Below are 23,406 nucleotides of genomic sequence, written 5' to 3' on the forward strand. Positions count from 1 at the left end.
TTGTGTGTTATATTTTTGCACCTTACACGTATCGTAATTACGATCAGATAATAGAGGGATAATGGCTCTATGAGCGATTTAGCTAAAGAGATCACGCCCGTAAACATTGAAGATGAGCTTAGAGGTTCATACCTAGACTACGCGATGTCAGTAATCGTGGGTCGTGCTCTTCCAGATGTGCGTGATGGCCTAAAACCAGTACACCGCCGCGTTTTATTCGCGATGAACGTACTAGGCAACGATTGGAACAAACCATATAAAAAATCAGCCCGTGTTGTTGGCGACGTAATCGGTAAATATCACCCACACGGTGATAGCGCTGTGTACGACACAATCGTACGTATGGCTCAGCCGTTCTCACTTCGTTACATGCTGGTCGATGGTCAAGGTAACTTTGGCTCGATCGATGGCGACTCTGCTGCGGCAATGCGTTATACCGAAGTACGTATGGCGAAAATTGCCCACGAACTTCTGGCTGACCTAGATAAAGAAACCGTGGACTACGTACCTAACTACGATGGTACGGAGCAAATCCCAGCGGTTCTTCCAACTAAAATTCCTAACCTATTGGTAAACGGTGCTTCTGGTATCGCGGTAGGTATGGCAACCAACATCCCACCGCACAACCTTGGCGAAGTGATCGATGGCTGTCTTGCGTTCATCAATAATGAAGAAATCACTATTGATGAGCTAATGGATTACATCCCTGGTCCTGATTTCCCAACGGCAGCGCTAATCAGCGGTCGTAAAGGCATTGTAGACGCGTACAAAACTGGTCGCGGTAAGATCTACATGCGTTCAAAAGCGGAAATCGAAGTGGAGAAGAATGGTAAAGAAACCATCATCGTCACTGAAATCCCTTACCAGGTAAACAAAGCTCGTTTGATCGAAAAGATCGCTGAGCTAGTTAAAGATAAGAAAGTAGAAGGCATCAGTGCACTACGCGACGAATCTGATAAAGACGGTATGCGTATTGTTATTGAATGTAAGCGCGACGCTGTGGGTGAAGTTGTTCTGAACAACCTTTACGCACAAACTCAGCTTCAAACGACTTTCGGTATCAACATGGTTGCGCTAAACAACGGCCAGCCACAGCTATTCAACCTAAAAGACATGTTGAAGTGCTTCGTTGACCACCGTCGTGAAGTTGTAACTCGTCGTACTATCTTCGAACTACGCAAAGCGCGCGAACGTGCTCATATCCTTGAAGCATTGTCTCTTGCACTTGCAAACATCGATGAAGTTATCGAGCTAATCAAAAACGCACCAACACCAGCAGAAGCAAAAGTTGGCTTGGTATCGCGTGGTTGGGATCTTGGTAACGTAGCATCAATGCTTGAGCGTGCTGGTACTGATGCAGCACGTCCAGAATGGCTAGAAGATCAATACGGTATCCGTGATGGTCTGTACTACCTAACAGAGACTCAAGCTCAAGCAATTCTAGAACTTCGCCTACACCGCTTAACTGGTCTAGAGCACGAGAAGATTCTTGATGAATACAAAGCACTTCTAGATGAAATCGCAGAGCTAATGCACATCCTTGCAAGCACTGAGCGTCTAATGGAAGTGATCCGCGAAGAACTTGAAGCGGTTCGTGATGGTTACGGTGATGTTCGTCGTACAGAAATCACAGCAGCAACCCATGACATCGACATGGAAGAGCTGATTGCTCGTGAAGACGTAGTAGTAACTCTGTCTCACGAAGGTTACGTTAAGTACCAAATTCTAAGCGACTACGAAGCTCAGCGTCGTGGTGGTAAAGGTAAGAGTGCAACGAAGATGAAAGATGAAGACTTCATCGAACGTCTACTTGTTGCAAATACTCACGATAACATTCTGTGTTTCTCAACTCGTGGTAAGACTTACCGTCTGAAAGTTTACCAATTGCCTCATGCAACTCGTACTGCACGTGGTAAGCCAATCGTAAACATCCTTCCTCTAGAGGAAGGTGAACGTATCACTGCAATTCTTCCTGTTGATGAGTTCTCACCAGAGAAATTTATCTTCATGGCGACAGGCGATGGTACAGTTAAGAAGACCCCACTGAACCAGTTTGCAAACGTACGTTCAAACGGCCTTATCGCTGTGAACCTACGTGATGATGACTCACTAATTGGTGTTGATATCACAAACGGCGATAGCGACATCATGCTGTTCTCTAAAGCAGGTAAAGTGGTTCGCTTCAGCGAAGACAAAGTACGTGCAATGGGTCGTACAGCGGCAGGTGTTCGCGGTATGAAACTAGCAGACGAAGACCAAGTTGTTTCTCTAATCGTTCCGTCTAACGAAGGCGATATCCTAACGGTTACACAAAACGGCTACGGTAAGCGTACTGAACTAGCGGAATACCCAACGAAAGGCCGTGCAACTCAGGGCGTTGTGTCTATCAAGGTTTCTGAGCGTAACGGTCCAGTTGTTGGCGCGGTACAAGTAGAAGAAGGCGACGAGATGATGATGATCACCGACGCTGGTACTCTAGTACGTACACGTGTAGCGGAAGTGAGCCAAGTTGGTCGTAACACCCAAGGTGTGACACTTATCCGTACAGCTGAAGACGAATCAGTAGTTGGTCTACAACGCATCGACGAAGTTGAAGAAGTTGAATTGCCAGAAGGCGAAGAAGCAGAAGCAACAGAGGCTAGCGCAGAAGGTCAAGCTCCTGAAGCGCCAGCAGCAGATGATGCAGCTGAAGGTTCAGAAGAAGAGTAAGCTTCTTCTTAATCGCTAAATTTGAAAGCCGAGCATAACGCTCGGCTTTTTTGTATCTGTATCAACGCAATGAAAGTCGGAAACCAGTACACTGGCGTTATCTTTATTCATAGGTTGCTTTATGTCTGTTTGGTTTTTCGTTGCCATCACCTTGATGGGCTTGTTCATCGTCCTCTTATCACTGAGTGCATCAAAAGTTAAACCGGCCCAATGGTTTGGCTTTTGTCTGTTAGTGCTTGTCATAACCAGTGCAAGCTTCTTATTGCTGCGTCAAACTCCGCCTCAACCGATGCAAGCAGAAATGTCACGTATGATGACTGCTCGTGACATCATGCAAGAGATTCAAGACCAGCTACGAGAGGACCCAAACAACGCTGAATTGTGGTTCCAACTCGGGCAGGGCTACCTACTAGAGGGTGAATTTGACGGTGCGTTGATTTGTTTTGATTACGCGATCCAACTGACTGAACCTGTCAGTGCCACGCAACTTGCTGCGAAGGCGACCACTCTATACTACATCCACCAACAATCTATGACGCAAGAAGTCAGCCTGCTTCTGGAACAAGCTCTACAGATAGAACCGCACAATGAAGCAGCTTTGTCTTTGATCGCAAATGACCATTTTCTGTCATTCCGCTTTCAGGAAGCCATTGATACTTGGGTACTATTATTAGATTCTAATGATCCAAACTTAGATAGAGTGCAAATCATTAACTCTATCAACAAGCAAAAGAGCTGTTGTAAGCGTACAATTTAATAAGCAGTAGAGGGAAAGGTGGGCAACGAATGAAAAATAAGGCACTAAGCATATTGGTTTTGCTGTGCGGCTCTGTATTAGCGGGTTGTAGCTCTTCCGATCATTCTGGTTCTTCCTCTTCGGTTTATTATTCTTCAGGTTATTACGATCCGTGGTGGTACGATCATGACGACTACTGGATTTATTACTATCCGGGTTGTTGCGACAATGACGACGAATACAAAGAGAAACTGGAAGAGTGGTGGAATGGTTTAGATGAAGACCAACAGCAATCCATCAAAGACAAAGTCGAGGATTGGAAGGACGATGATATGTCCGCCAATATCGATAACATGAAACGCCAACTCGACGATCATTGGCAATCATTGCCTGACGAGCAAAAGCAAGAGATTCAAACCAAATGGGAGAATCGTCCGGAGCGTATTGAGCCAGCGGCTTTACAAGACAAAGCGGTAAAAGAAAAGGTTCAACAAAGAAAAGCATTACCGGAAACGAAGATCCAGCGCCCAGTTGCTCGTCCAAATGTACAGATGCCAAAAGCACGTCCAAATATTCAACCTAGACCTAGGCTTCCTCGTCGCTAGTACGTTCGATTTTGTCTCTCGATAGAATCGGGGATGAAGAAATAAAGATAACAAAGAAACAAATAAACAAAAAAAGGGGCGTTCAGTACGCCCCTTGTTGTATCCATAGATTAATCTCTGAGAGTTAGACTAATACGTGGCTTCGCGTTCAGCTGCTGCTTTATCCCACTCTGGCGCTACTGTTTCGAGGAAGTGTTTCTTGTCTGCGTTCATCTTATCCATATCCATGCCCAGTGCTTGCTGAGCTTTCGCTTTGGTAGAGATATCTGGAATTTGAACAGGGTCAGTGATGCCTTTGGTTGCTAGTAAACGAACCAACTTGGTACGAGCGTCAGCGGCGCGATCAACTGCAGTACCTAGTACTTCAAGTGCTACCTCAGGAGCATGCATGTGAACACCGTGAGAAGCAATCGCGTAGTCCCAACGCCATTGTGCGTGGCGAATATCTTGTAGGATAGGTTCCATCTCTGCTTCTGTTGCACCTGCTTTCCACGCTGCGCCTGCTTCAAAGTGTGCCGCTACGATTTGCTTCTCGGCGGTTAGCTTCATGTTCAGTACTTGCGCTTTGCGAGTCGAAACGATCCCTTGTAGCTGCTCTTTAGTTTGGGTATGACATTGTGCACAGGTGTCATCGAAGCGATCAAACGGGTTACCCACTTTGTGGTCTGTGTACACCGTGCCATCTTCTTTGGTTACTTTAGGCATGTGACAGTCCACACACACCACTTTGTTTTTGCCATGGATGCCATCGCGCCACGTTTCGTAACCCGGGTGTTGTGCTTTTAGCATCGGAGCTTTAGATACTGCATGCGTCCAATCTTTGAAATTCAACGCGTCGTAGTATTTCTCCATGTCATTAACGGTGGTGCCCATATCCCATGGGAACTTAACCGCTTTAGTTGGACCGGTGAAGTAGTATTCAACGTGACATTGAGCGCAGACCGATGCTTGCTTATCTAGGCGAGATTGTTCATCAAAGTTTTTACCAATAGTATCAAAAGCACGTTCGACATAAGGGCGAGTTACCGCCAGTGCTGGTTCGCCTTTCTTAAATTCTTCAGAGCGAGTGTCGTGACAGTCAGAACAACCAATAGGGTTGACGATTTCTGAGCCCAATCGTGCCCATTTACCTTCGAAATAACCGTCTTCACCACGTTCATCAATCACGCGCGCAACGTCAGGGCTTTTACAGCTCCAACAGGCCATTGGCATAGGGCCGGATTTTTCATCAGTCGGTGCGCCGGTACGTAAGGTTTGACGAACATCATCAAGTGCGTAAAAGTGACCGCGCGCTTTGTTGTAGTCTTTTGCAAAGCCATAGCCAGCCCATAAGATCACCATGTTTGGGTCTTCACTTAGGGCGTCTTCAATGTGTTCGCTTTCGGATGTTGCTTTCCAAGAGTGGTATTGGTCGGGATGGTTCTGTTCAAAGGCGTCATTACGAGGATCGATGAGGCCTTTATCTTCTGCCGCCAACGGAGTGCCGACCAAAAATAATTGGCTGGCGAATAAGGTCGCAACCGCGATAGGTGCGCTCATCCAGTGTTTTATGCTCACGGTGTTATCTCCATATTCGTTTTTATTAGCAGCGTTGTGAGAAGCTATTCCAAATAAGAACTGGAGATCTACGATTAATAATATTGCTTAATTGGATAGATGAAATAGTGAGCGAATCTTGTCTTGTTTTAGATCAATTTACACCAGTGATCTCAGTCATGTTTGAATTTATATACCCCTAAAGTGGTAGTGATTAAGTCCTTGTCCGTCAATGTTTTGGGCTTTTAACCTTTTTAAAAATAGGGTGATTTAGTTCGCTTTTTGAACAGGTGTTTCTACCCCTTATGAATAATAGAGGTATTATAAATATAGGTTTAGCGTTGTGGCTTTCCGAAATAAGAATTGATGTCATTTGAAGATTTGAAAAAATATCTTCAGAGGAAATTAATTGTCGCTCAAATAAATAATTGAGAATAGTTATCAATTATTATCGAGCTAAGGAAAGAACAATATGGGCAATATAAAATTGACCATAGAGACAATGCTGAAACTTCTCTTCGTCTTTGCCATCTATGGTTTCTCCATCGCCGCCCATGCGACTTCTTCAGAGCCGATTGAAGGTGCTCAAGCTGAGCGTCATCAAGTCGAGTTGATCCGTGACCGAGACTACAAGTGTCTGCAATGTCATAAGGATGCCAAAGAGACTCTGAACCTTTCGCATGACCCGCAAGCTCTACTCAGCCAAGGGAAGCAACTTAATTGCACCAATTGCCATAGCAACATTGGTCCCGACCATCGTGAAGGCGCGCCTGATGTAATTAAGTTTTCTGCCGCGCAATCGAAAGAGGTACACGACAAAGTGTTCCTTGATCCAAGCATGATTCTTAAAGCTAACAGCCAATGTGTAGATTGTCATGCGCCCACACAGCTAAGAGAAAGCCACTGGACGCACGATGTGCACGCCAAAAACCTCACTTGTTCAAATTGCCACGATGTACACGCAGCGAAAACCAAAGCGTTGTCATACGACAGAAAACAACTGATCAAGCAGTGTGTGGATTGTCACTCTGAATTTGCCGTCGAACCTGAACTTGCCAAAGAAGAGGAGAGATAGCATGAAATGTTCAAGAAGAAACTTTTTAGCCGGCAGCGGTGCGTTGATTTTAACTACAGGCGTTGCAGGCACTTCCGTTGTTAGCTCCTCTCTTTATGCCAGCAACAGTGAACAAGCGAAACGCATGGGTATGGTTCATGATGAAAATGCCTGTATTGGCTGTACCGCCTGTACTGATGCTTGTCGCGAAGTAAATAAAGTCCCTGAAGGCGTGACCCGACTTAAAATTCATCGCAGTGAACCGATTGGCGAATTCCCAGATGTGGAATACCAGTTTACTCGCGAATCCTGTCAGCACTGTGATAACCCGCCATGTGTGTACGTTTGTCCAACAGGCGCTGCATACAAAGATGAAGCGACAGGCATCGTGGATGTACACAAAGAGAAATGTGTCGGATGTGGTTATTGCCTTGCTGCTTGCCCTTACCAAGTGCGCTTCTTTAATCCAGTCGATCACTCTGCGGATAAATGTAACTTCTGCCGTGATACCAACCTAGCGCAAGGTAAGCAGCCAGCTTGCGTGGAATCTTGCCCAACAAAAGCACTCATCTTTGGTGATTTAAATGATCCAACTAGCGAGGTGAGCAAAGCTATCGAAAGCCATGTTGTCTATCGCGATAAATCGCATTTAGGTACGCAACCTAAATTGTACAAAATTCCGCATAGCAAAGGGGAGGTGTCATCATGAACGGCTTCGAAAGTGCATTCCACTTTGACTCACTAGTCTGGGATTGGATCATCGCGATTTACTTATTCCTTGCTGGGATGTCAGCAGGTGCGGTGATGATTTCTATCTATTTAAAACGCAAAGTGATTGAAGGTGATCCCGCAAACAACGGCATCATGAAAGCGATGGCTTGGCTCGCACCATTTGGCATCATTGCTGGGTTGGTAATTTTGATTTTCCATTTAACCAAGCCTTTAGAGTTTTGGAAGATCATGATCTACTACAACCCAACGTCGGTGATGTCGATGGGCGTGATCTTGTTCCAAGTGTACATGCTAGTGCTGTTTGTTTGGATCGGCGTTATCTTCCGCCATCAAATCATCAGCTTCTGTGAAGGGAAGTTACCAAGCAAGCTGCTGGATTTTGCCGATGGTATTTTGATTAAGGCGGGAAAAGCCAACAACGCCATTGAATTGTTTTTGGGCTTCTTAGCCATCGTGCTTGCGGCATACACTGGCTTTCTATTGTCTGCGTTGAAGACTTACCCAATGCTAAACAATCCAGTACTGCCAATCTTGTTCCTATTCTCTAGTTTGTCCTCGGGCGCAGCAGCATGTTTGATGTTCGGCATCTTGGTGTTTAAAGAGTCGACCAGCAGCCCAAGTGTGTCTTGGGTACACGGATTTGAACGCCCGGTAGTATTGTTTGAGCTGTTTGTCTTAGTGACTTTCTTTACTGGACTGATCTTCAGCGGTGGTCAGAACGAAGTCGCGGCTTGGAATGCTATTTCGAGTGGATTCTGGGCTCAATGGTTCTGGGTTGGGGTAGTGTTCATCGGCATGATTACGCCTTTGACTCTCAATTGGTTGACGCCTTCTGAAGTGCGCCACAAAGGCAGTTATGTTTTTGTGGTCACGACGTTGAGCTTGGTCGGCGTACTTATGCTGCGTACTTTCATTCTCTATGCCGGTCAAATGACCATAGTGTAAGGGGGAAAAATGGAAGCTGAGCTAGGGTTCTTCTTACTGATATTAGTGGCTGTAACATCGACTTGTGCATCGCTGCTGCATTGGATACGTCGTGCTATAGGTAAGAAGGCAACATTGCCGCATCAAGTCGCGATGTCCCACATCATTAGCTTAGCTTCCATCATTTGTTTAGCACTTCTGATCATCTGCTTCGTGCAAGACAACTTCGCGTTGGAATATGTTGTTACGCATTCCAACAGTCAACTTCCCGTGGCGTTCAAAATTGCTGCCGCTTGGGGTGGGCACCAAGGCTCCATGTTGTTTTGGGTCGTCACCTTGAGTTTATGGGCGTCATTTATTGCATTTAAGTCACCGCTCAACGCCAAATATACTTGTGACTGTCTAGGAATCATGAACGTTCTGATTGGGACGTTTGCATGGTTCACGTTAATGACCTCTAACCCGTTCGAATATGCCCAAGTATTGGCGTCGGAAGGGCGAGATCTAAACCCAATGTTGCAAGATGTTGGGCTTATCATTCATCCTCCATTGCTTTATCTCGGTTATGTTGGTTACGCAGCAATATTAGCTTTTGCATTAGCGGCGCTATTGGGTAAACAACCGATGAGCGATTGGTATGTGGTCGCTCGAAGCGCAGCGTTTTTTGCATGGGGAACGCTCACGTTGGGTATCTTGGTGGGATCATGGTGGGCTTACAATGAGCTAGGATGGGGCGGTTGGTGGTTTTGGGACCCTGTGGAGAACGCTTCTTTACTACCTTGGCTTACGGGTACTGCTTTGTTGCACAGCGGTGTTGTCGCAACACGCAGCAGAGGCGCAATTTGGAGCACCTACGCACTGGCGTTTGCTACGTTCAGCCTAAGCATTTTAGGGACATTCGTGGTGCGCTCTGGTGTACTGACTTCAGTGCATGCTTTTGCGGTGGACCCAACTAAAGGTTTGGTGCTGCTTGGTGTATTGAGCTTGCTTGTCATCATCACTTTTGGCGTATTGATTTTGCGAGGAGAACAACTCCCTCGCTTTAAACTTCAATCTCTAACGAGCCGAGCTTACACTGCTTACGTCGCCAAAGGGCTGCTGGTTGTTGCGACTGCTATCGTTTTTCTTGGCACTTTTTATCCGATGGTTTATCAACTGCTCGGTTTAGGGAACATTTCAGTTGGCGCACCTTACTTTAATAGTCTGATCTTCCCATTAAGCATACTGGCTCTGATTACCTTAGCTTTGATGCCGGTGCTGAAATGGACAAAAGGCACAGTGCCGAGTGTAAGCGGTGATATCGCGATCAGTATCGCGTTATTTATAGTCTCTGGGATCGGGTTTATGTTCTCAGTGAATGCACTGCATTTCGAAGTATTGTTAACCATAACGTTGGCTACTTGGGTGATTGTGGCGCATCTCGTTATGCTGTTTCGCTGCTCCAATAAGCGTAAACTCATGCCAATCGTGATGGCACATATCGGTTTTGCAATGGCAGTGAGTGGGGCTGTTTTCAATAGTCACTACTCTTATGAATACAATTTACGTGTCGAACCCGGCAGTTCTCAACAAAGGGCGGGGATCACTATCGATTATCATGGTATCGAATGGCTGGTGGGGCCGAACTATACCGCGGAACAAGGACAGATCACCTTGCATTTGGAAGATGGCCGCATGCTCAATTTCAACCCGCAGAAGCGCCATTACCCTGTGCGAGTAATGAACATGACCGAGCCTGCGATTCGTTCACTATGGCATGGCGATTATTACGTGACATTGGGTGACAAAGTCGACACTCATGCTTATGCGATTAAAGTTCAGTACCGCGCAGGTATTTGGTGGATATGGTCTGGTGGGCTATTAGCGGTGTTTGGTGCGCTATTAACCGGCCTAAAGAAAAGGAGAGAGGCTATCAATGCGATCGAGAAATACGCTTAAACTCGCAGGTCTCGTTGTGGGTGTTGCTGTGTTTGCTGTAGTAACTGCGGTGGCCTTGTCTGAGCGACCACATGTTGAATTGTCCCCACAACGAAATTTAGAGACACCTAATTTTCGCTCTACTTCTCTGATCTCTGATGACATGGTTTCTGAGCAATTGTTCAAAAACGACGGATATAAATTATTGAATGTTTGGGCATCTTGGTGCGGGGTATGCAAACGAGAGCATGAAGAGTTATTGCAGTTAGCAGAACTCGGTGTGCCTATTATTGGGCTGAATTATAGAGATCAAAAACAAGCTGCTCGTGAATATTTGAGCTCTAAACGAAACCCATATATTGAAGTAATTAGTGACCCTAATGGAAAGCTCGCTGTGGAGCTAGGTGTTATAGGAACGCCGGAAACTTACTTGATTGATCAAAATGGTCGTATATTGATCAAATATCGTGGAGAGCTAACGGCAGATAAATGGAACGATATATTTTCAGGGTATTTGAATGTTTCGATTTAATAGTCTTCTCGTCACAATAATCCTATTTACACTATTTTCTTCTTTCACGAGAAGTGCGGATTTAGAACAGAATGTTGATCTGTTTGAGTTTCATTCTGTTGAAGTGCAACAGCGCGCAACCGCATTAGCCAAGACATTACGCTGCCCGCAATGCCAAAACCAAAACCTTGTAGAGTCCAATGCACAAGCCGCCAAAGACCTTAGATTGAAGGTGTACACCATGGCTAATCAAGGCAGTTCAAATCAAGAAATAAAAGACTACCTAGTCGCTCGTTATGGGAATATTGTTCTGTATCAACCCCCATTTAATTCTACCACTGCGTTACTGTGGATCTTTCCTGCTCTATTTTTGATCCTTTTTGTCTTATATTCGATCCGAATGGTAAAGCGCAATTAATGTGACCGTTATTCCACTATTAAAAATAAATTGTGCACATAACAAGCAGAATGTTATCATTTTCTCGAATTTATGAAGGCTCCAGTGAATAGCAGACCATAAAAATTGAGCTGGAGGAGTAATAAAAGAATGAATAGGTGTACGCAGTGGATTCAGTTATATCGCAATTAAAAAAGGACTTTTATTCGCAGATTCGTGCATTGCAGTCACCGAAGCTGCCACAAGTCACTTCTACACTCGCCGTTTTAACCGACGAAGAGATTCAAGAACTTGAAGCGGTTTGGATTGAGCTCGCCGTATGGAAGCGCAGCCAAACGCACTAAAATCAATTCTTCAACTAACGCTTTCGAAACCCCAGGCAAATTTGTCTGGGGTTTTTTTATTGTAGTTAATCACAAATGTTATATTATAACATTTGTAAAGTCGGCTAGCGGGAAGTGTCCGAACAGGATTTCCTAGCTTGTCATGAATAAGAATAGGGTTCTTTGTGATCTCAACATTGAAAAATGTGGTATCAATCCCCATAGTTGAAGAGCAAATGAGAGCAATCCCATGAATGCGATAACGAAAATGCATCAAGCAATAAATCGAGTGAGTGTAGATATGGCGGAAGTACGTGCCAGAGTAGATTTTAAAGTCGGGGCTAAAAGTAACATTGATGCCGAAATCCTGTCTTTCCATGGTCTGAAGACAGATAAAGAGCATGTAGCGATTATCTTCAAACAAGCAGACCAAACTCAGGACATGCCATTAGTTCGCATGCATTCTGAGTGTTTGACTGGCGATGTGTTCCACTCTTCACGCTGTGACTGTGGTGAGCAACTAGAAGAGACCATTAATCGTATGGGCGAATCAGGTGGCATCATCCTTTACCTTCGCCAAGAAGGGCGTGGTATTGGTCTATACAATAAGATTGATGCTTACCGCTTGCAAAGCCAAGGCATGAACACTTACGAAGCGAATAATCATTTGGGTTTCGATGATGACCTACGTGACTTCACAGAAGCAGCACAAATGCTAGAAGCATTGGGTGTTAGTAAGATTCGTTTGGTAACCAATAATCCTAAGAAGATCCGTGAGTTATCGGAATACGGAATCGAAATTTCAGAAGTTGTCAACACTTCTGCACACATCAAAGATGGCAATGAAAATTACCTGAAGGCAAAAGTTTCTCACGGGAAACACAACCTAAAAGTTTAATTATAAAGATAAAATTGACAATAAAGCATGTGAAAAGCCTCATTATTATGCTGTCTCTTATACACAAATCCCTAAGCTTGTAGCTTAGGGATTTTTTTTTGAACTCTTTCAAGTGTGTGCGATCTGATCACTTAAGAATCCTTACTGAAACACTAAGATGACACACTCAGACGCTAAACTTTGGGCGCAAGAACAATTTGGACAAGCACAACTTAAAGATCCTCGAAGAACACAACGCCTCATCAGTTTAGCGACTTCCATTGCTAATCAACCAGGAGTCTCCGTGGCTAAACTTCCTTTTTCTCCCGCCGATATGGAAGGCGCATATCGCTTTATCCGTAATGAAAACATCGATGCAAAAGACATCGCTGAAGCTGGCTTTCAATCAACCGTATCCCGAGCTAAAGAGCATGAAGAATTACTTGCGCTTGAAGATACAACAACGCTCAGTTTTCCTCATCGAAGTATAAAAGAAGAGCTCGGGCACACGAATCAAGGCAATAGAACCCGAGCTCTCCATGTACATTCGACGTTACTTTTTGCACCACAAAGTCAGACCATTGTTGGTCTTATAGAGCAACAACGATGGAGCCGAGATATTACTAAGCGTGGGCAAAAGCACCAACACGCGACTCGTCCTTACGAGGAGAAAGAGAGTTACAAATGGGAGCAAGCTTCTCGCCGTGTCGTTGAGCGCCTAGGGGATAAGATGTTAGATGTTATCTCGGTCTGTGACCGAGAAGCAGACCTATTCGAATACTTAACTTATAAACGTCAACATCAGCAGCGCTTTGTCGTTCGCTCAATGCAAAGTCGTTGTCTAGAAGAACACGCTCAAAAGCTTTACGACTATGCGCAAGCGTTACCAAGTGTCGAGACAAAGGAGCTTACCATCCCCCAAAAAGGAGGGAGAAAAGCGAGAGATGTAAAGCTTGACGTTAAATATGGTCAGGTGACATTAAAGGCTCCGGCAAACAAAAAAGAGCACGCAGGCATACCTGTTTATTATGTTGGTTGCCTTGAGCAAGGGGCATCAAAAGACAAGTTAGCATGGCACCTCTTGACGTCGGAGCCAATAAACAACGCTGAAGACGCCATGAGAATTATCGGTTATTACGAGCGTCGATGGCTGATTGAAGACTTCCATAAAGTCTGGAAAAGTGAAGGTACGGATGTGGAGTCACTAAGACTCCAAAGTAAAGGTAACTTAGAGAGGTTAAGTGTCATCTATGCCTTTGTTGCGACTCGTTTATTGGCGTTACGTTTCATTAAAGAAGTTGATGAGCTATCAACAGAAAGTTGTGAAAAGGCCTTGGGCACAAAAGCTTGGAAGCTGCTGTGGTTGAAACTAGAAAGCAAGACATTACCTAAAGAAGTACCCGATATGAGCTGGGCGTACAGAAATCTTGCTAAATTAGGCGGTTGGAAAGATACCAAGAGGACGGGCAGAGCTTCAATAAAGGCACTATGGGAAGGATGGTTTAAACTGCAAACCATCCTTGAAGGCTACGAGCTCGCAATGTCTCTTGATCACTAGACTTGTGATCAAGAGACAGCATTATTATGAGGCTTTTTTTGTATCTGGAGTTGCAAATAAATTGTAAATTTGTATTATCTCGGGACTAAAGTGCAAATAAGAATAATTAGCACTACCAATACGATAATTAAAATGCTCAACAAGGATGCTTCAGATGAATGCAAAAAAAGTTTTAGTCCAATCTATTGCTGCATCACTCCTCATTGCCAGTGGTTCTACCGTTGCTGCTACAGTAACTAAACAACAAGTTGTCGAACATTACGCGGATGTTGCCCATGCTGTGTTTGCTGATTCAGTAACAACAGCGAAAGCGCTTGATGTAAAAATCGACGAATTCCTAAAATCACCATCAGCAAAAAAGCTTGAAGAAGTAAAACAAGCTTGGCTCGATTCTCGCGTTCCTTACCAACAGTCTGAAGTTTTCCGTTTTGGTAACGCGATTGTTGACGATTGGGAAGGTCAGTTAAACGCGTGGCCACTTGATGAAGGTTTGATTGACTACGTAGCGGCGGATTACCAATACGAATTGGGTAACGAAGGCGCGGCTGCAAACATCATCGCAAACACTAGTCTACAGATTGGTGCTTCTAAACTGGACGTGTCAAAAATCACACCAGAATTGCTAGCGGATCTAAACGAAGTAGGCGGTTCTGAGGCAAACGTTGCATCAGGTTACCACGCGATTGAATTCTTGCTTTGGGGTCAAGACCTAAACGGCACTAACGCGGGTGCAGGTCAACGTGCTTACACTGATTTCGTTGTCGGTTCTGAGTGTACGAATGGTCATTGTGACCGTCGTGGTGAGTACCTAAAAGCGGCCGCTGATCTACTGGTTCAAGATCTTGAGTGGATGGAAAAGCAGTGGTCTGCTGAAGTGAAAGGCAACTACCGTGAAGAGCTACTAAACGAATCTGCTGATAATGGTCTTCGTAAGATGTTATTCGGCATGGGTTCTCTTTCTCTAGGTGAACTAGCGGGTGAGCGCATGAAGGTGGCACTAGAAGCGAACTCAACTGAAGACGAGCACGATTGTTTCTCAGACAACACGCACAACTCTCATTACTACAATGAGCAAGGCATCTACAACGTTTACACAGGTACATACAAAGGTGTAAACGGCAAAGAACTTTCTGGTCCAAGTATTGCTGACCTTGTTGCTCAAAAAGATAAGAAAGCAGCGACCGAAATTCAAAAGCAGTTTGATACAACACGTAGCCAAGTTGGTGAGCTAGTGACTTCTGCAGAGAAGAACAACCAGCACTTTGACCAACTGATTGCGGCGGGTAACGCACAAGGCAACGCGCTAGTAAACGACACCATCATGTCATTGGTAGCACAAACCGGTGCGATTGAGCGAGCGGCAAACATTGTCGGCATCGACAGCCTAAGCCCTGATACTGCTGACCACGAGTTTTAATAAGAAAACCATAATAAATAAGGGCTCTTTGTGAGCCCTTTTGCCGTTTGAGCTCGTTGTTATCACCCTTGTTGTATATGTAGAGCAATGATATGAAGCCATACCTAATTTCTGCGCTAGCCGCGATCCTTTCTTCTTCTGCCATGGCTTACGATGTTAAGTCTGGTGGCAAAACCAGTGTTAAAAAAGACGGCGCGAATGCCTATTCTCTTCCTGCTGCCAACCTGCCGATGAGTAAGCGCCTCGACTTTAGCGTAGGTAACAGCTTTTTCCGTAACCCTTGGGTACAAGCGCCAGCGTCAACGGACGCTCGTGATGGCCTAGGCCCGCTTTTTAACACCAATGGTTGTCAGAACTGCCACATCAAAGACGGTCGTGGTCATCCGCCAGAGAAAGATGATTTACATGCCGTGTCTATGTTAGTGCGCTTAAGCATTCCTGCGATGACGCCAGAACAAAAGAAAGCCTTCATCAAAGATGGTGGCATACCTGAGCCGACTTATGGTGGCCAGCTTCAAGATTTCGCCCTGCAAGATCAAACGCCAGAAGGCAAAATCGAAATTACTTACAGCGATGTGCCAGTGAAATTTAAAGACGGTACGACGGTGACACTAAGAAAACCTCATTTGAACATTACCGAACTAGGTTACGGCGATATGCACCCAGATACCGAATTTTCAGCACGTGTGGCACCGCCAATGATAGGTCTTGGTTTGTTGGAGAGTATTCCCGACGAAACGCTACTCGCTTGGGCTGATGAACAAGACTCCAACAAAGATGGTATCTCAGGCAAATTAAACAAGGTGTGGAATATTGAGAAGGATGACTTCTCGATTGGTCGTTTTGGTTGGAAAGCCGGACAACCGACGCTAATGCAGCAAAATGCGGCGGCATTCAATGGTGATGTGGGTCTTACGAGCCATTTATTCCCGAACGAAAACTGCACCTCGAAACAAAGCATTTGTGACGACATGCCAAATGGCGGCAAGCCAGAAGTGAGTGAGAATATTCTCGACTTCGTCGAGTTTTACAGCCAGCACCTAGCCGTACCTATTCGCCGTAATGTCAATGACCCTAACGTGAAACTTGGTCAGCAAATCTTTGCTGCGTCTGGCTGTGAAAGCTGCCACAAGACCAGTGTCAAAACGGCGAAACGACCAGAGTTGCCAGCGCTTTCTGAGCAGCTTATCCACCCATACACAGACATGCTTTTGCATGATATGGGTGAAGGCTTAGCCGATAACCGTCCGGAATACCTAGCAAACGGCCGTGAATGGCGAACGGCACCGTTGTGGGGCATTGGTTATACCGAAGAAGTAAACGGACACACTTACTTTCTACATGATGGCCGCGCTCGTAACCTGATGGAAGCGGTGTTGTGGCACGGCGGCGAAGCGGAAACGGCGAAACAAAACGTCTTAGCACTGAACAAAAAAGAACGTGACGCATTGATTGCGTTTCTGAATTCTCTATAAGGAAGCAACCATGAAAAAAACACTATTAGTGAGTGCGATTGCCGCAACGTTAAGTTTGGTTGGTTGCCAATCGACCAGCGGTGCGAGCGTTGCCAAGCCTGAGAGTACAAGTCATATTTCTCAAAGCGTGTACGAGGTCGAGTTTCAATCAGCTCAGACGTTTTTAGCGCAAACCACAGAACTTGAACAACGCTTCGCAGATTACTGCGCATCAGAGTCGAAAGATGATGCACAAGTAAAACAGCAGTGGCATCAAACTATGCTTGCGTGGATGGCATTACAAGGTCAAGAACGTGGCCCTGCTACGGCGTTGGAGCAAAGCTGGAATGTTCAGTTTTGGCCAGATAAAAAGAACACCACTGGTCGTAAAATGTCTGTACTGACGAAATCTGATCAAGCTTGGAGTGCAGGAGATATTTCCACCCAAAGTGTCACTGTGCAAGGTTTAGGGGCACTGGAATGGCTGCTTTACGATAAAGCGTCGACCTTATCTAGCAACAGCAATACCTGTGCGACAGGCGTTTCGATTGCGGAAAACCTCGATAACAAAGCGCAGATCATTGCGGATTCTTGGGCAGAAAACCCTTGGAAATCGCTAGAGATGACGGAATGGGAATCTGAGTACATTTCACTGCTCTCGAATCAGCTTGAATACAGCATGAAGAAGTTGAGCCGACCGCTAGCGAAGATTGGTAAGCCTCGCCCGTATTTTTCAGAGTCATGGCGTTCAGAAACTTCGCTTTCAAACCTAAAAGCCAACTTACAAGGGATGGAAGCGTTGTACTTTGCTAACGGAAATGGTCTAGATGCGTTATTAAGAGAGCAAGGCCATGCAGGCCTCGCAGACCGTGTTGTTCATCAGTTTGAAATGGCGTTAGAAACTTGGCCAGAAGATAAGAGCTTGTTTGCTGCACTACAAACAAAAGAAGGCTATCGCATGGTGCTTGCTCAATACAATAAGCTAGAGCAATTGAAGTACCTGATTCACGAAGAAGTGGCGATCGAGCTTGGTGTGGTTATAGGATTTAATGCAACCGATGGTGACTAATCAAACCCGCCGAAACTTACTGAAAGCCGCTCTATTCGGGGCGGCTACACCTATGATGCCATTTGGTTGTGCTTCAACAAGCTCACGTGAGCCTGCGTTGATCGGCTGCTCTATCATTGGCCGAGATAAATACGCCGCGGTGGTGGCAGATGAGCATGGTATACCGCTATCTTCATTGCCGATTCCTGAGCGTGGTCACGGTGTGGCAACAAACCAACAAGGCCACGCCGTCGTTTTTGGTCGTCGACCTGGTACTTTCTTCATGGTGTTTGATTATCGCTCAGAGCAGATGATCAAACTGCAACTAGCAAAACCAAACCGCCATTTCTATGGGCATGGCGTTTACTCCCATGATGGCACGTTGCTATTTGCCACAGAAGGGGAGAGGGGGACAAGTCGTGGGATCATTGGTGTTTATGATGTGCAGAAGCAATATCAAAAAATTGATGAGTTAACGGGTTTTGGCCTTGGCCCTCATGAAGTGATCATGATGCCTGATGGCGCATTGGCGATTGGCGTCGGTGGCGTACACACTAATGGCCGTGAACCTCTCAATCTTGATAGCATGAGGCCGAGCCTGAGTTACCTTTCACAGAAGGGTGAGCTACTGGATCAAGTGTCTTTACCGGATCATAAGTTGAGTATTCGCCACTTAGCCCATGATGGAGCGGAAACCGTGCTTTGTGGTCAGCAATATCGTGGTGAGCCGGACGAGTATCCTGCCTTAATCGCCATGCACACGCGTGGTGGTGAAATGCAAGATCTTCAAGCTGAGCCTGAAGAGTGGGCGCGTTTCAATCACTACGTTGCGAGTATTGCAGCAACCGATGAATGGATCTTAGCCACTTCGCCTCCGGGCAGTTGTTATGGTATATGGTCTAAATCTACTGGCAAATTGGTAGAGCTAAGTGCGTTACCAGACGCCTCTGGTGTTGTGATCTACGGTGATGAATTCCGAGTCAGTTCTGGCGCGGGAAAAGTGGTAGAGCAAAGGCCTGAAGAATCAAAAAATACCTTCGCAAGCGGTGTGCAATGGGATAACCATTGGTCGAGAATTATCTAGAAAGATCATTGAGTAAGCACTTATTGAGAATTTTGTTGTCGTTTTCGTCTTCAGATTCTTAATTTTAAAGCTGCAACCCGTGAGATATTTGCCATACTTTTTTTATGGCATGTAACGGAAGGATCGTTTCAGTGATTGCTAGACTCCTAATGATAACGGCACTTTTGGTGCCGTTTTGCAGCTTTTCAACAGTAGTTTCTCTCGATGCTTCTGCACAAACAGAGCAAGAGGGGGCGGTTGATCAGCTGTCTGTAGAAAAAATGATCCATTACCCAGATGTAATTGATCAACTGTATCAAAGCACTAATTATCGCTTGAACTGGGAAAACGAAAGCGATGTAGAACAACTCCTTTTTCAGCTTAAGCTCGTTGCATTGGCAGATGTGACTCAAGAGTTTGACAACCAACTGCGCCGCATAGAACAAGTGCGTGAACAAGGCGACAAGCTTGATTTCGATCTTGTAATGAGTGACTCACTGCTCATGTATCTTTCGTACCTAGAGCAGGTTCCAGCAGAGGGCATCAATTGGTTATTTGCGAACAAAGGTAATGTTAGCTTCCCTGCGCCGAGTATTGAGACGCTCTCGTTACTGAGTAATGAAATCACAGTCGGAAAGTTAGACGAGTTCCTTGCTGAGTTGCGCTCACCTTTACAAATGGACGAATCGTTCAATACTGCATATGCATCTTTGTCGACTTACGCCAAGTTTGAGTTCCCTCTTTATCAACAAGATCAACGTTTAGCCCGAGTTGGGGATGAGTTGTTTGATAAAGCCAGCATGATTGCTCGAATGCAGATTGTGGGTGTTGATGTTGGGCATTTGGATACTGAAACCACACTCTATGATGAAAACCTAGAGCTAGCGGTGATGGAGTTCCAACGTATTCATGGCTTGAAACAAGACGGCATCATCGGTCCCAATACGATTCGTTGGATTAACTTCTCACCTCAGCAACGTTTGCACTCATTAGCCTTGAACGCAGAGCGTTCTCGTATTTGGGCAAAAGAGCGCGACAATGTGGTCTTCGTGAACGTTCCAGGATATGAAGTGACTTACTGGCATGATGGACAGCCGCTGTTTGAATCTAAAGTCGTTGTAGGGAAAGCATCACGTAAAACGCCAATCATGACAGGTACATTGGACTCAGTGATCTTAAACCCTACTTGGAATGTGCCGTGGAAGATCATGGTGAAAGACATCATTCCAAAAGTGAAACGCAATCCGATGTATCTGATGCAACACAACATCCAGATCATTCGCTCTTGGACATCACGCGAGATCATTGATCCAACAACCATCAACTGGGCTACCGTGAACCCAAGAACTTTCCCATATCGTATGAGACAGTCATCGGGTTCACACAATGCTCTGGGGCTGTATAAATTCAATATGCCGAACCCACAAGCGATCTACTTGCACGATACACCAAGTAAAAACCTGTTCAATCAAGATCGTCGAGCGTTCAGTTCTGGTTGCGTTCGTGTCGAACATGCTGACCAATTGGCGGAGCTACTCTTCAAGACACAGGGTCTGGAAGAAAGGCTAGCGAAGAAGCGTCAAAATGGTCGTCGCTCTAACACTTCAGTACCGCTTAGTGAACGAATTCAAGTGCATATCATCTATCAAACCGCATGGTTAGAAGAGGGCACCTTGTACTACCGTGATGACATTTATCAATACGATGATCAAGGGTGAGATTCGTTCTCAATTTAAAAAAATTTACAATTCATAAAATCTGTTTTCTGTTCAATAAGTAAACAGAAAAACCAGCCTAAAAACGACAAGCCGGACCGATTTATGCATTTGACGCGTTAAATTGGTTTCGGTAATGTCCGCTGCTCGTACAGTAATTGAGCAGTATTTTCATGGTAAGTCGTAATTTTTCCCGTCGTGATTTTCTTAAAATGACCGCTGGTGGTGTCGTTGTTGCTTCAGCAATGCCAAGCATGTCTTGGGCATCTCTGCCTGATGAACCTCGTGTTCTCGCGATGAATAACCTCAATACTGGTGAGCTGTTGGAGTCGTGCTACTTCAACGGGACAAATTATGTTGACGAAGAACTGAAGCGTCTTGATCAGTTTTGTCGTGATCATCGCCGTAATGAAGTTCATCCAATGGATCGACGTCTGTTCGATCAGATCAGTCAAATCCAAAAGTTGATTGGTACAGAAGCAGAGGTGATTGTGATCTCTGGCTACCGCTCTCCATTGACTAACGCATCATTGCGTAATGGTTCTTCAGGTGTGGCGAAAAAAAGCATGCACATGGAAGGAAAGGCCATTGATTTCCGTTTAGATGGCGTGAAGCTTTCAACAGTTCGAGATGCGGCATTAAGTCTAAAAGCTGGTGGTGTGGGTTATTATCCACGCAGTAACTTTGTTCATATCGATACGGGTGCTGTTCGTTCTTGGTAGTGCTAAGTTACGACAGGGTTTCTCTTCTCAGAACGTCGCCTATTCCCCATGGTACAAAGCTTGAAGTCACTAGGGCTTAGTGTCATAGTTGCGGCAGTTTTCATGCAAATTTATTCGGTATAGGTTATCTATGGCTCTGAAATACCAAGTTGTTCCAGTAACATCTTTCTCTCAAAACTGTTCTATCGTCTGGTGTGATGAAACCATGAAAGGCATTGTGGTTGATCCAGGTGGTGATGAAAAGCAACTCGCAATGCTGATCAAAGAACTGGGTGTTGAAGTAGTAAACCTAGTGCTAACACACGGCCACTTGGACCACGTTGGTGGTACAGAGCCACTGTCTGCACTGTTAGGTGGTACTGAGATTGTCGGCCCACACAAGGCAGATAACTTCTGGTTGCAAGGGTTAGAAGGCCAAAGCCAAATGTTTGGTTTCCCACTGACTGAAGCGTTTGAACCGCATCAGTGGCTAAATGAAGGTGACAAGGTCACTTTTGGTAATCAAACTCTAAACGTGATTCACACTCCGGGTCATACGCCGGGTCACGTAGTGCTTTACAGCGAAGAAGCGCGTTTGGCGTTTGTGGGTGACGTTCTGTTTAACGGTAGCGTGGGTCGTACAGACTTCCCACAAGGTGACTTCAACACGCTTATTAGCTCAATCAAAGAGAAGCTATGGCCTCTTGGCAACGATGTTACTTTCGTACCAGGTCATGGTCCACAGTCGACATTTGGTCACGAGCGCAAAACAAACCCGTTCGTTGCTGACGAAATGCCGCTTTACTAAGGCGTCTTTGAATTAAGCATCTGGCTCGGCGGCCGCTAGGTAACGTCGAGCTAATCCCACAAACTCTTCCGCTTCTCTATCCAAATCACTGGCTGAGATAAACACGTCGTAGCCATAAAATCGTCTTTGATATTTCATTCTGTTCGCTAGCATTGCTTGTAGGCCCTCATAGTGCATCCCTTCTTTATTGATGTAAGGAGCGGGGTCTAACACCATGTCTTCAAACTTTGTTTCGCAATTATTTTGTCTCGCTCCTAAATAAAGCAGGGCTCTTTGCCCAAGCAAGATTTCTGTCGCGATACGTGGACAAATCGCGTTGAGATAAGGGGAGTAATGCTTCAGCCGAATCCCTATCCAAGGAAGGGGTTGGTGCCAGCCTTCTTGTTCGTATGTGCAAATGCCGATGGAGTCGATGTCTTTCCAGCGCACCACCCAGCCGCCTTTGAAGAGGTGTTGTTGAAAGTGGGAGGCGGTAAGGGTGAAGGAGACTTGACTCTTTTTTATCATGATGATGGCAAAGCCAACGATGATGGCCATCAGTACGACCGACAACATCGCTTGTTTCCATCCCGGCGCAATCAAAACCAGAAACATGGTGATGGTGACGACCATAAACATGATCAGTTTGTTGATTGGGGAGTCGGATTTGAAATGTGAGTTACTTAGATGCAGCGTTTCCATGCTTTCAACCTCAATGAACAATGGCGTTGAGACACATGTTTCTCGATATTCACTTATTTGCCTATCAAGAACAAAGAACCTCTGTTTTTATACCCAGTATTCAATAAATCCGTTCACAATTTATCTGATTAAATAGTAGACGTTCTATGCAGTGAGCGCATTTTTCATCGCGTTTCGCCGCTAAAACCTACAAATCGCTGATGAATTTTGGTATAAAACGCGCTTCAAATTTTCATCCCTGCTGAGATGCAGTGAACTGGAGAAATATTCAATGAGACTTGCTCATAAGCGTAAAGTGCAGATGAAACTGCAAAAACGCATTAAAGCGACAGTAGCAAACGTAGCTGCGGCACCAAAAGCGGCAAAACCTGTTGCTGAGAAAGCAGTAGCTGAGAAGAAAGTAGCTGCAGCGAAAACTGTTGAGGTTGCACTAACTCCTAAGCAACAACAAGTTCTAGATATCGTTGTAGCAAATGCTGAAGGTATCAACCCTAAAGGTATTGGTCTAGCTGCAGGTCAAGAAGACACTAAAGCGGCATCATGGGCTACTGGCGCACTGAAGAAGCTTCTTGAAGAAAACCTAGTTCAAAAAGAGCAGTTAGCAGGTAACAAAGTTATCTATAAAGCAGTTTAATTACCG

General features: G+C 45.3%; 22 protein-coding genes. 20 read left to right on the forward strand and 2 right to left on the reverse strand.

From position 1 onward, the window contains the following. Positions 1-69: 69 nt before the first annotated feature. The 3 genes from gyrA (at position 70) to KJB05_RS07015 (ending at position 4,050) form a co-directional block, all read left to right on the forward strand. On the forward strand, positions 70-2,709 hold the full coding sequence (gene gyrA, locus KJB05_RS07005; RefSeq protein ID WP_039838898.1) for a DNA gyrase subunit A: 2,640 nt from the start codon (positions 70-72) through the stop codon (positions 2,707-2,709). Between the two features lie 121 nt (positions 2,710-2,830). Further along, positions 2,831-3,466: a tetratricopeptide repeat protein gene (locus tag KJB05_RS07010; protein WP_208445947.1), complete on the forward strand. Its 636-nt coding sequence runs from the start codon at positions 2,831-2,833 to the stop codon at positions 3,464-3,466. Positions 3,467-3,495: 29 nt separating this feature from the next. After that, positions 3,496-4,050: a hypothetical protein gene (locus KJB05_RS07015; protein ID WP_009706900.1), complete on the forward strand. Its 555-nt coding sequence runs from the start codon at positions 3,496-3,498 to the stop codon at positions 4,048-4,050. A gap of 129 nt (positions 4,051-4,179) precedes the next feature. Here KJB05_RS07015 and nrfA read toward each other — a convergent pair whose 3' ends face one another. Then, positions 4,180-5,607 (reverse strand): ammonia-forming nitrite reductase cytochrome c552 subunit, encoded by a 1,428-nt coding sequence (gene nrfA, locus KJB05_RS07020; RefSeq protein ID WP_208445948.1) that lies wholly within the window; start codon positions 5,605-5,607, stop codon positions 4,180-4,182. A gap of 451 nt (positions 5,608-6,058) precedes the next feature. On the opposite strand from nrfA, the gene nrfB reads away from it, so the two are divergent. The 16 genes from nrfB (at position 6,059) to KJB05_RS07100 (ending at position 22,085) form a co-directional block, all read left to right on the forward strand. After that, the gene (gene nrfB / locus KJB05_RS07025) at positions 6,059-6,661 is read left to right on the forward strand and encodes a cytochrome c nitrite reductase pentaheme subunit (RefSeq protein ID WP_009706898.1); all 603 of its coding nucleotides are present in this window, start codon (positions 6,059-6,061) and stop codon (positions 6,659-6,661) included. A gap of 1 nt (position 6,662) precedes the next feature. Next, positions 6,663-7,349 (forward strand): cytochrome c nitrite reductase Fe-S protein, encoded by a 687-nt coding sequence (gene nrfC, locus KJB05_RS07030; RefSeq protein ID WP_017636123.1) that lies wholly within the window; start codon positions 6,663-6,665, stop codon positions 7,347-7,349. Continuing rightward, positions 7,346-8,317, forward strand: coding sequence for a cytochrome c nitrite reductase subunit NrfD (nrfD, locus tag KJB05_RS07035; RefSeq protein WP_005443386.1), 972 nt, complete (start codon positions 7,346-7,348; stop codon positions 8,315-8,317). The genes nrfC and nrfD overlap by 4 nt, the downstream gene beginning before the upstream one ends. 9 nt (positions 8,318-8,326) lie before the next feature. Beyond that, positions 8,327-10,234, forward strand: coding sequence for a heme lyase NrfEFG subunit NrfE (nrfE, locus tag KJB05_RS07040; protein ID WP_208445949.1), 1,908 nt, complete (start codon positions 8,327-8,329; stop codon positions 10,232-10,234). After that, positions 10,212-10,745 carry a DsbE family thiol:disulfide interchange protein gene (locus KJB05_RS07045; RefSeq protein ID WP_208445950.1) on the forward strand — a complete coding sequence of 178 codons (534 nt, stop codon included), beginning with the start codon at positions 10,212-10,214 and terminating at the stop codon, positions 10,743-10,745. Before nrfE ends, KJB05_RS07045 begins: the two co-directional genes overlap by 23 nt. After that, the gene (nrfF, locus tag KJB05_RS07050; RefSeq protein ID WP_208445951.1) at positions 10,732-11,142 is read left to right on the forward strand and encodes a heme lyase NrfEFG subunit NrfF; all 411 of its coding nucleotides are present in this window, start codon (positions 10,732-10,734) and stop codon (positions 11,140-11,142) included. The genes KJB05_RS07045 and nrfF overlap by 14 nt, the downstream gene beginning before the upstream one ends. Before the next feature lie 146 nt (positions 11,143-11,288). Beyond that, a complete protein-coding gene (locus KJB05_RS07055; RefSeq protein ID WP_009706892.1) occupies positions 11,289-11,465 on the forward strand; it encodes a hypothetical protein in 177 nt (58 codons plus the stop codon). Positions 11,466-11,694: 229 nt separating this feature from the next. Next, the gene (ribA, locus tag KJB05_RS07060; protein WP_171371056.1) at positions 11,695-12,342 is read left to right on the forward strand and encodes a GTP cyclohydrolase II; all 648 of its coding nucleotides are present in this window, start codon (positions 11,695-11,697) and stop codon (positions 12,340-12,342) included. Positions 12,343-12,499: 157 nt separating this feature from the next. After that, positions 12,500-13,879, forward strand: coding sequence for an IS4 family transposase (locus KJB05_RS07065; RefSeq protein WP_213053077.1), 1,380 nt, complete (start codon positions 12,500-12,502; stop codon positions 13,877-13,879). Between the two features lie 154 nt (positions 13,880-14,033). Beyond that, the gene (locus KJB05_RS07070; protein ID WP_020196502.1) at positions 14,034-15,296 is read left to right on the forward strand and encodes an imelysin family protein; all 1,263 of its coding nucleotides are present in this window, start codon (positions 14,034-14,036) and stop codon (positions 15,294-15,296) included. Between the two features lie 92 nt (positions 15,297-15,388). Then, positions 15,389-16,771 carry a di-heme oxidoredictase family protein gene (locus tag KJB05_RS07075; RefSeq protein WP_208445116.1) on the forward strand — a complete coding sequence of 461 codons (1,383 nt, stop codon included), beginning with the start codon at positions 15,389-15,391 and terminating at the stop codon, positions 16,769-16,771. A 10-nt stretch (positions 16,772-16,781) separates the two neighbouring features. Beyond that, entirely contained in the window at positions 16,782-17,819 is a 1,038-nt protein-coding gene (locus tag KJB05_RS07080; RefSeq protein WP_208445117.1) for an imelysin family protein, read from the forward strand. Next, entirely contained in the window at positions 17,800-18,882 is a 1,083-nt protein-coding gene (locus tag KJB05_RS07085; protein WP_208445118.1) for a DUF1513 domain-containing protein, read from the forward strand. Before KJB05_RS07080 ends, KJB05_RS07085 begins: the two co-directional genes overlap by 20 nt. A gap of 104 nt (positions 18,883-18,986) precedes the next feature. Continuing rightward, positions 18,987-20,579 (forward strand): L,D-transpeptidase family protein, encoded by a 1,593-nt coding sequence (locus KJB05_RS07090; protein WP_032802896.1) that lies wholly within the window; start codon positions 18,987-18,989, stop codon positions 20,577-20,579. A gap of 170 nt (positions 20,580-20,749) precedes the next feature. After that, on the forward strand, positions 20,750-21,298 hold the full coding sequence (locus KJB05_RS07095; RefSeq protein ID WP_038895173.1) for a DUF882 domain-containing protein: 549 nt from the start codon (positions 20,750-20,752) through the stop codon (positions 21,296-21,298). 130 nt (positions 21,299-21,428) lie between these two features. Next, complete coding sequence (locus KJB05_RS07100; protein WP_005430620.1) at positions 21,429-22,085, forward strand: MBL fold metallo-hydrolase; 657 nt, start codon at positions 21,429-21,431, stop codon at positions 22,083-22,085. 12 nt (positions 22,086-22,097) lie between these two features. Here KJB05_RS07100 and KJB05_RS07105 read toward each other — a convergent pair whose 3' ends face one another. Continuing rightward, positions 22,098-22,766, reverse strand: coding sequence for a DUF2982 domain-containing protein (locus tag KJB05_RS07105; protein WP_039838926.1), 669 nt, complete (start codon positions 22,764-22,766; stop codon positions 22,098-22,100). A gap of 271 nt (positions 22,767-23,037) precedes the next feature. Between KJB05_RS07105 and KJB05_RS07110 the strand changes: the two genes are divergently transcribed. Beyond that, the gene (locus tag KJB05_RS07110; RefSeq protein WP_005438876.1) at positions 23,038-23,400 is read left to right on the forward strand and encodes a hypothetical protein; all 363 of its coding nucleotides are present in this window, start codon (positions 23,038-23,040) and stop codon (positions 23,398-23,400) included. Positions 23,401-23,406: the final 6 nt, after the last annotated feature.

This window comes from Vibrio sp. B1ASS3, assembly GCF_905175355.1.
Taxonomy (GTDB): Bacteria; Pseudomonadota; Gammaproteobacteria; order Enterobacterales; family Vibrionaceae; genus Vibrio; species Vibrio owensii.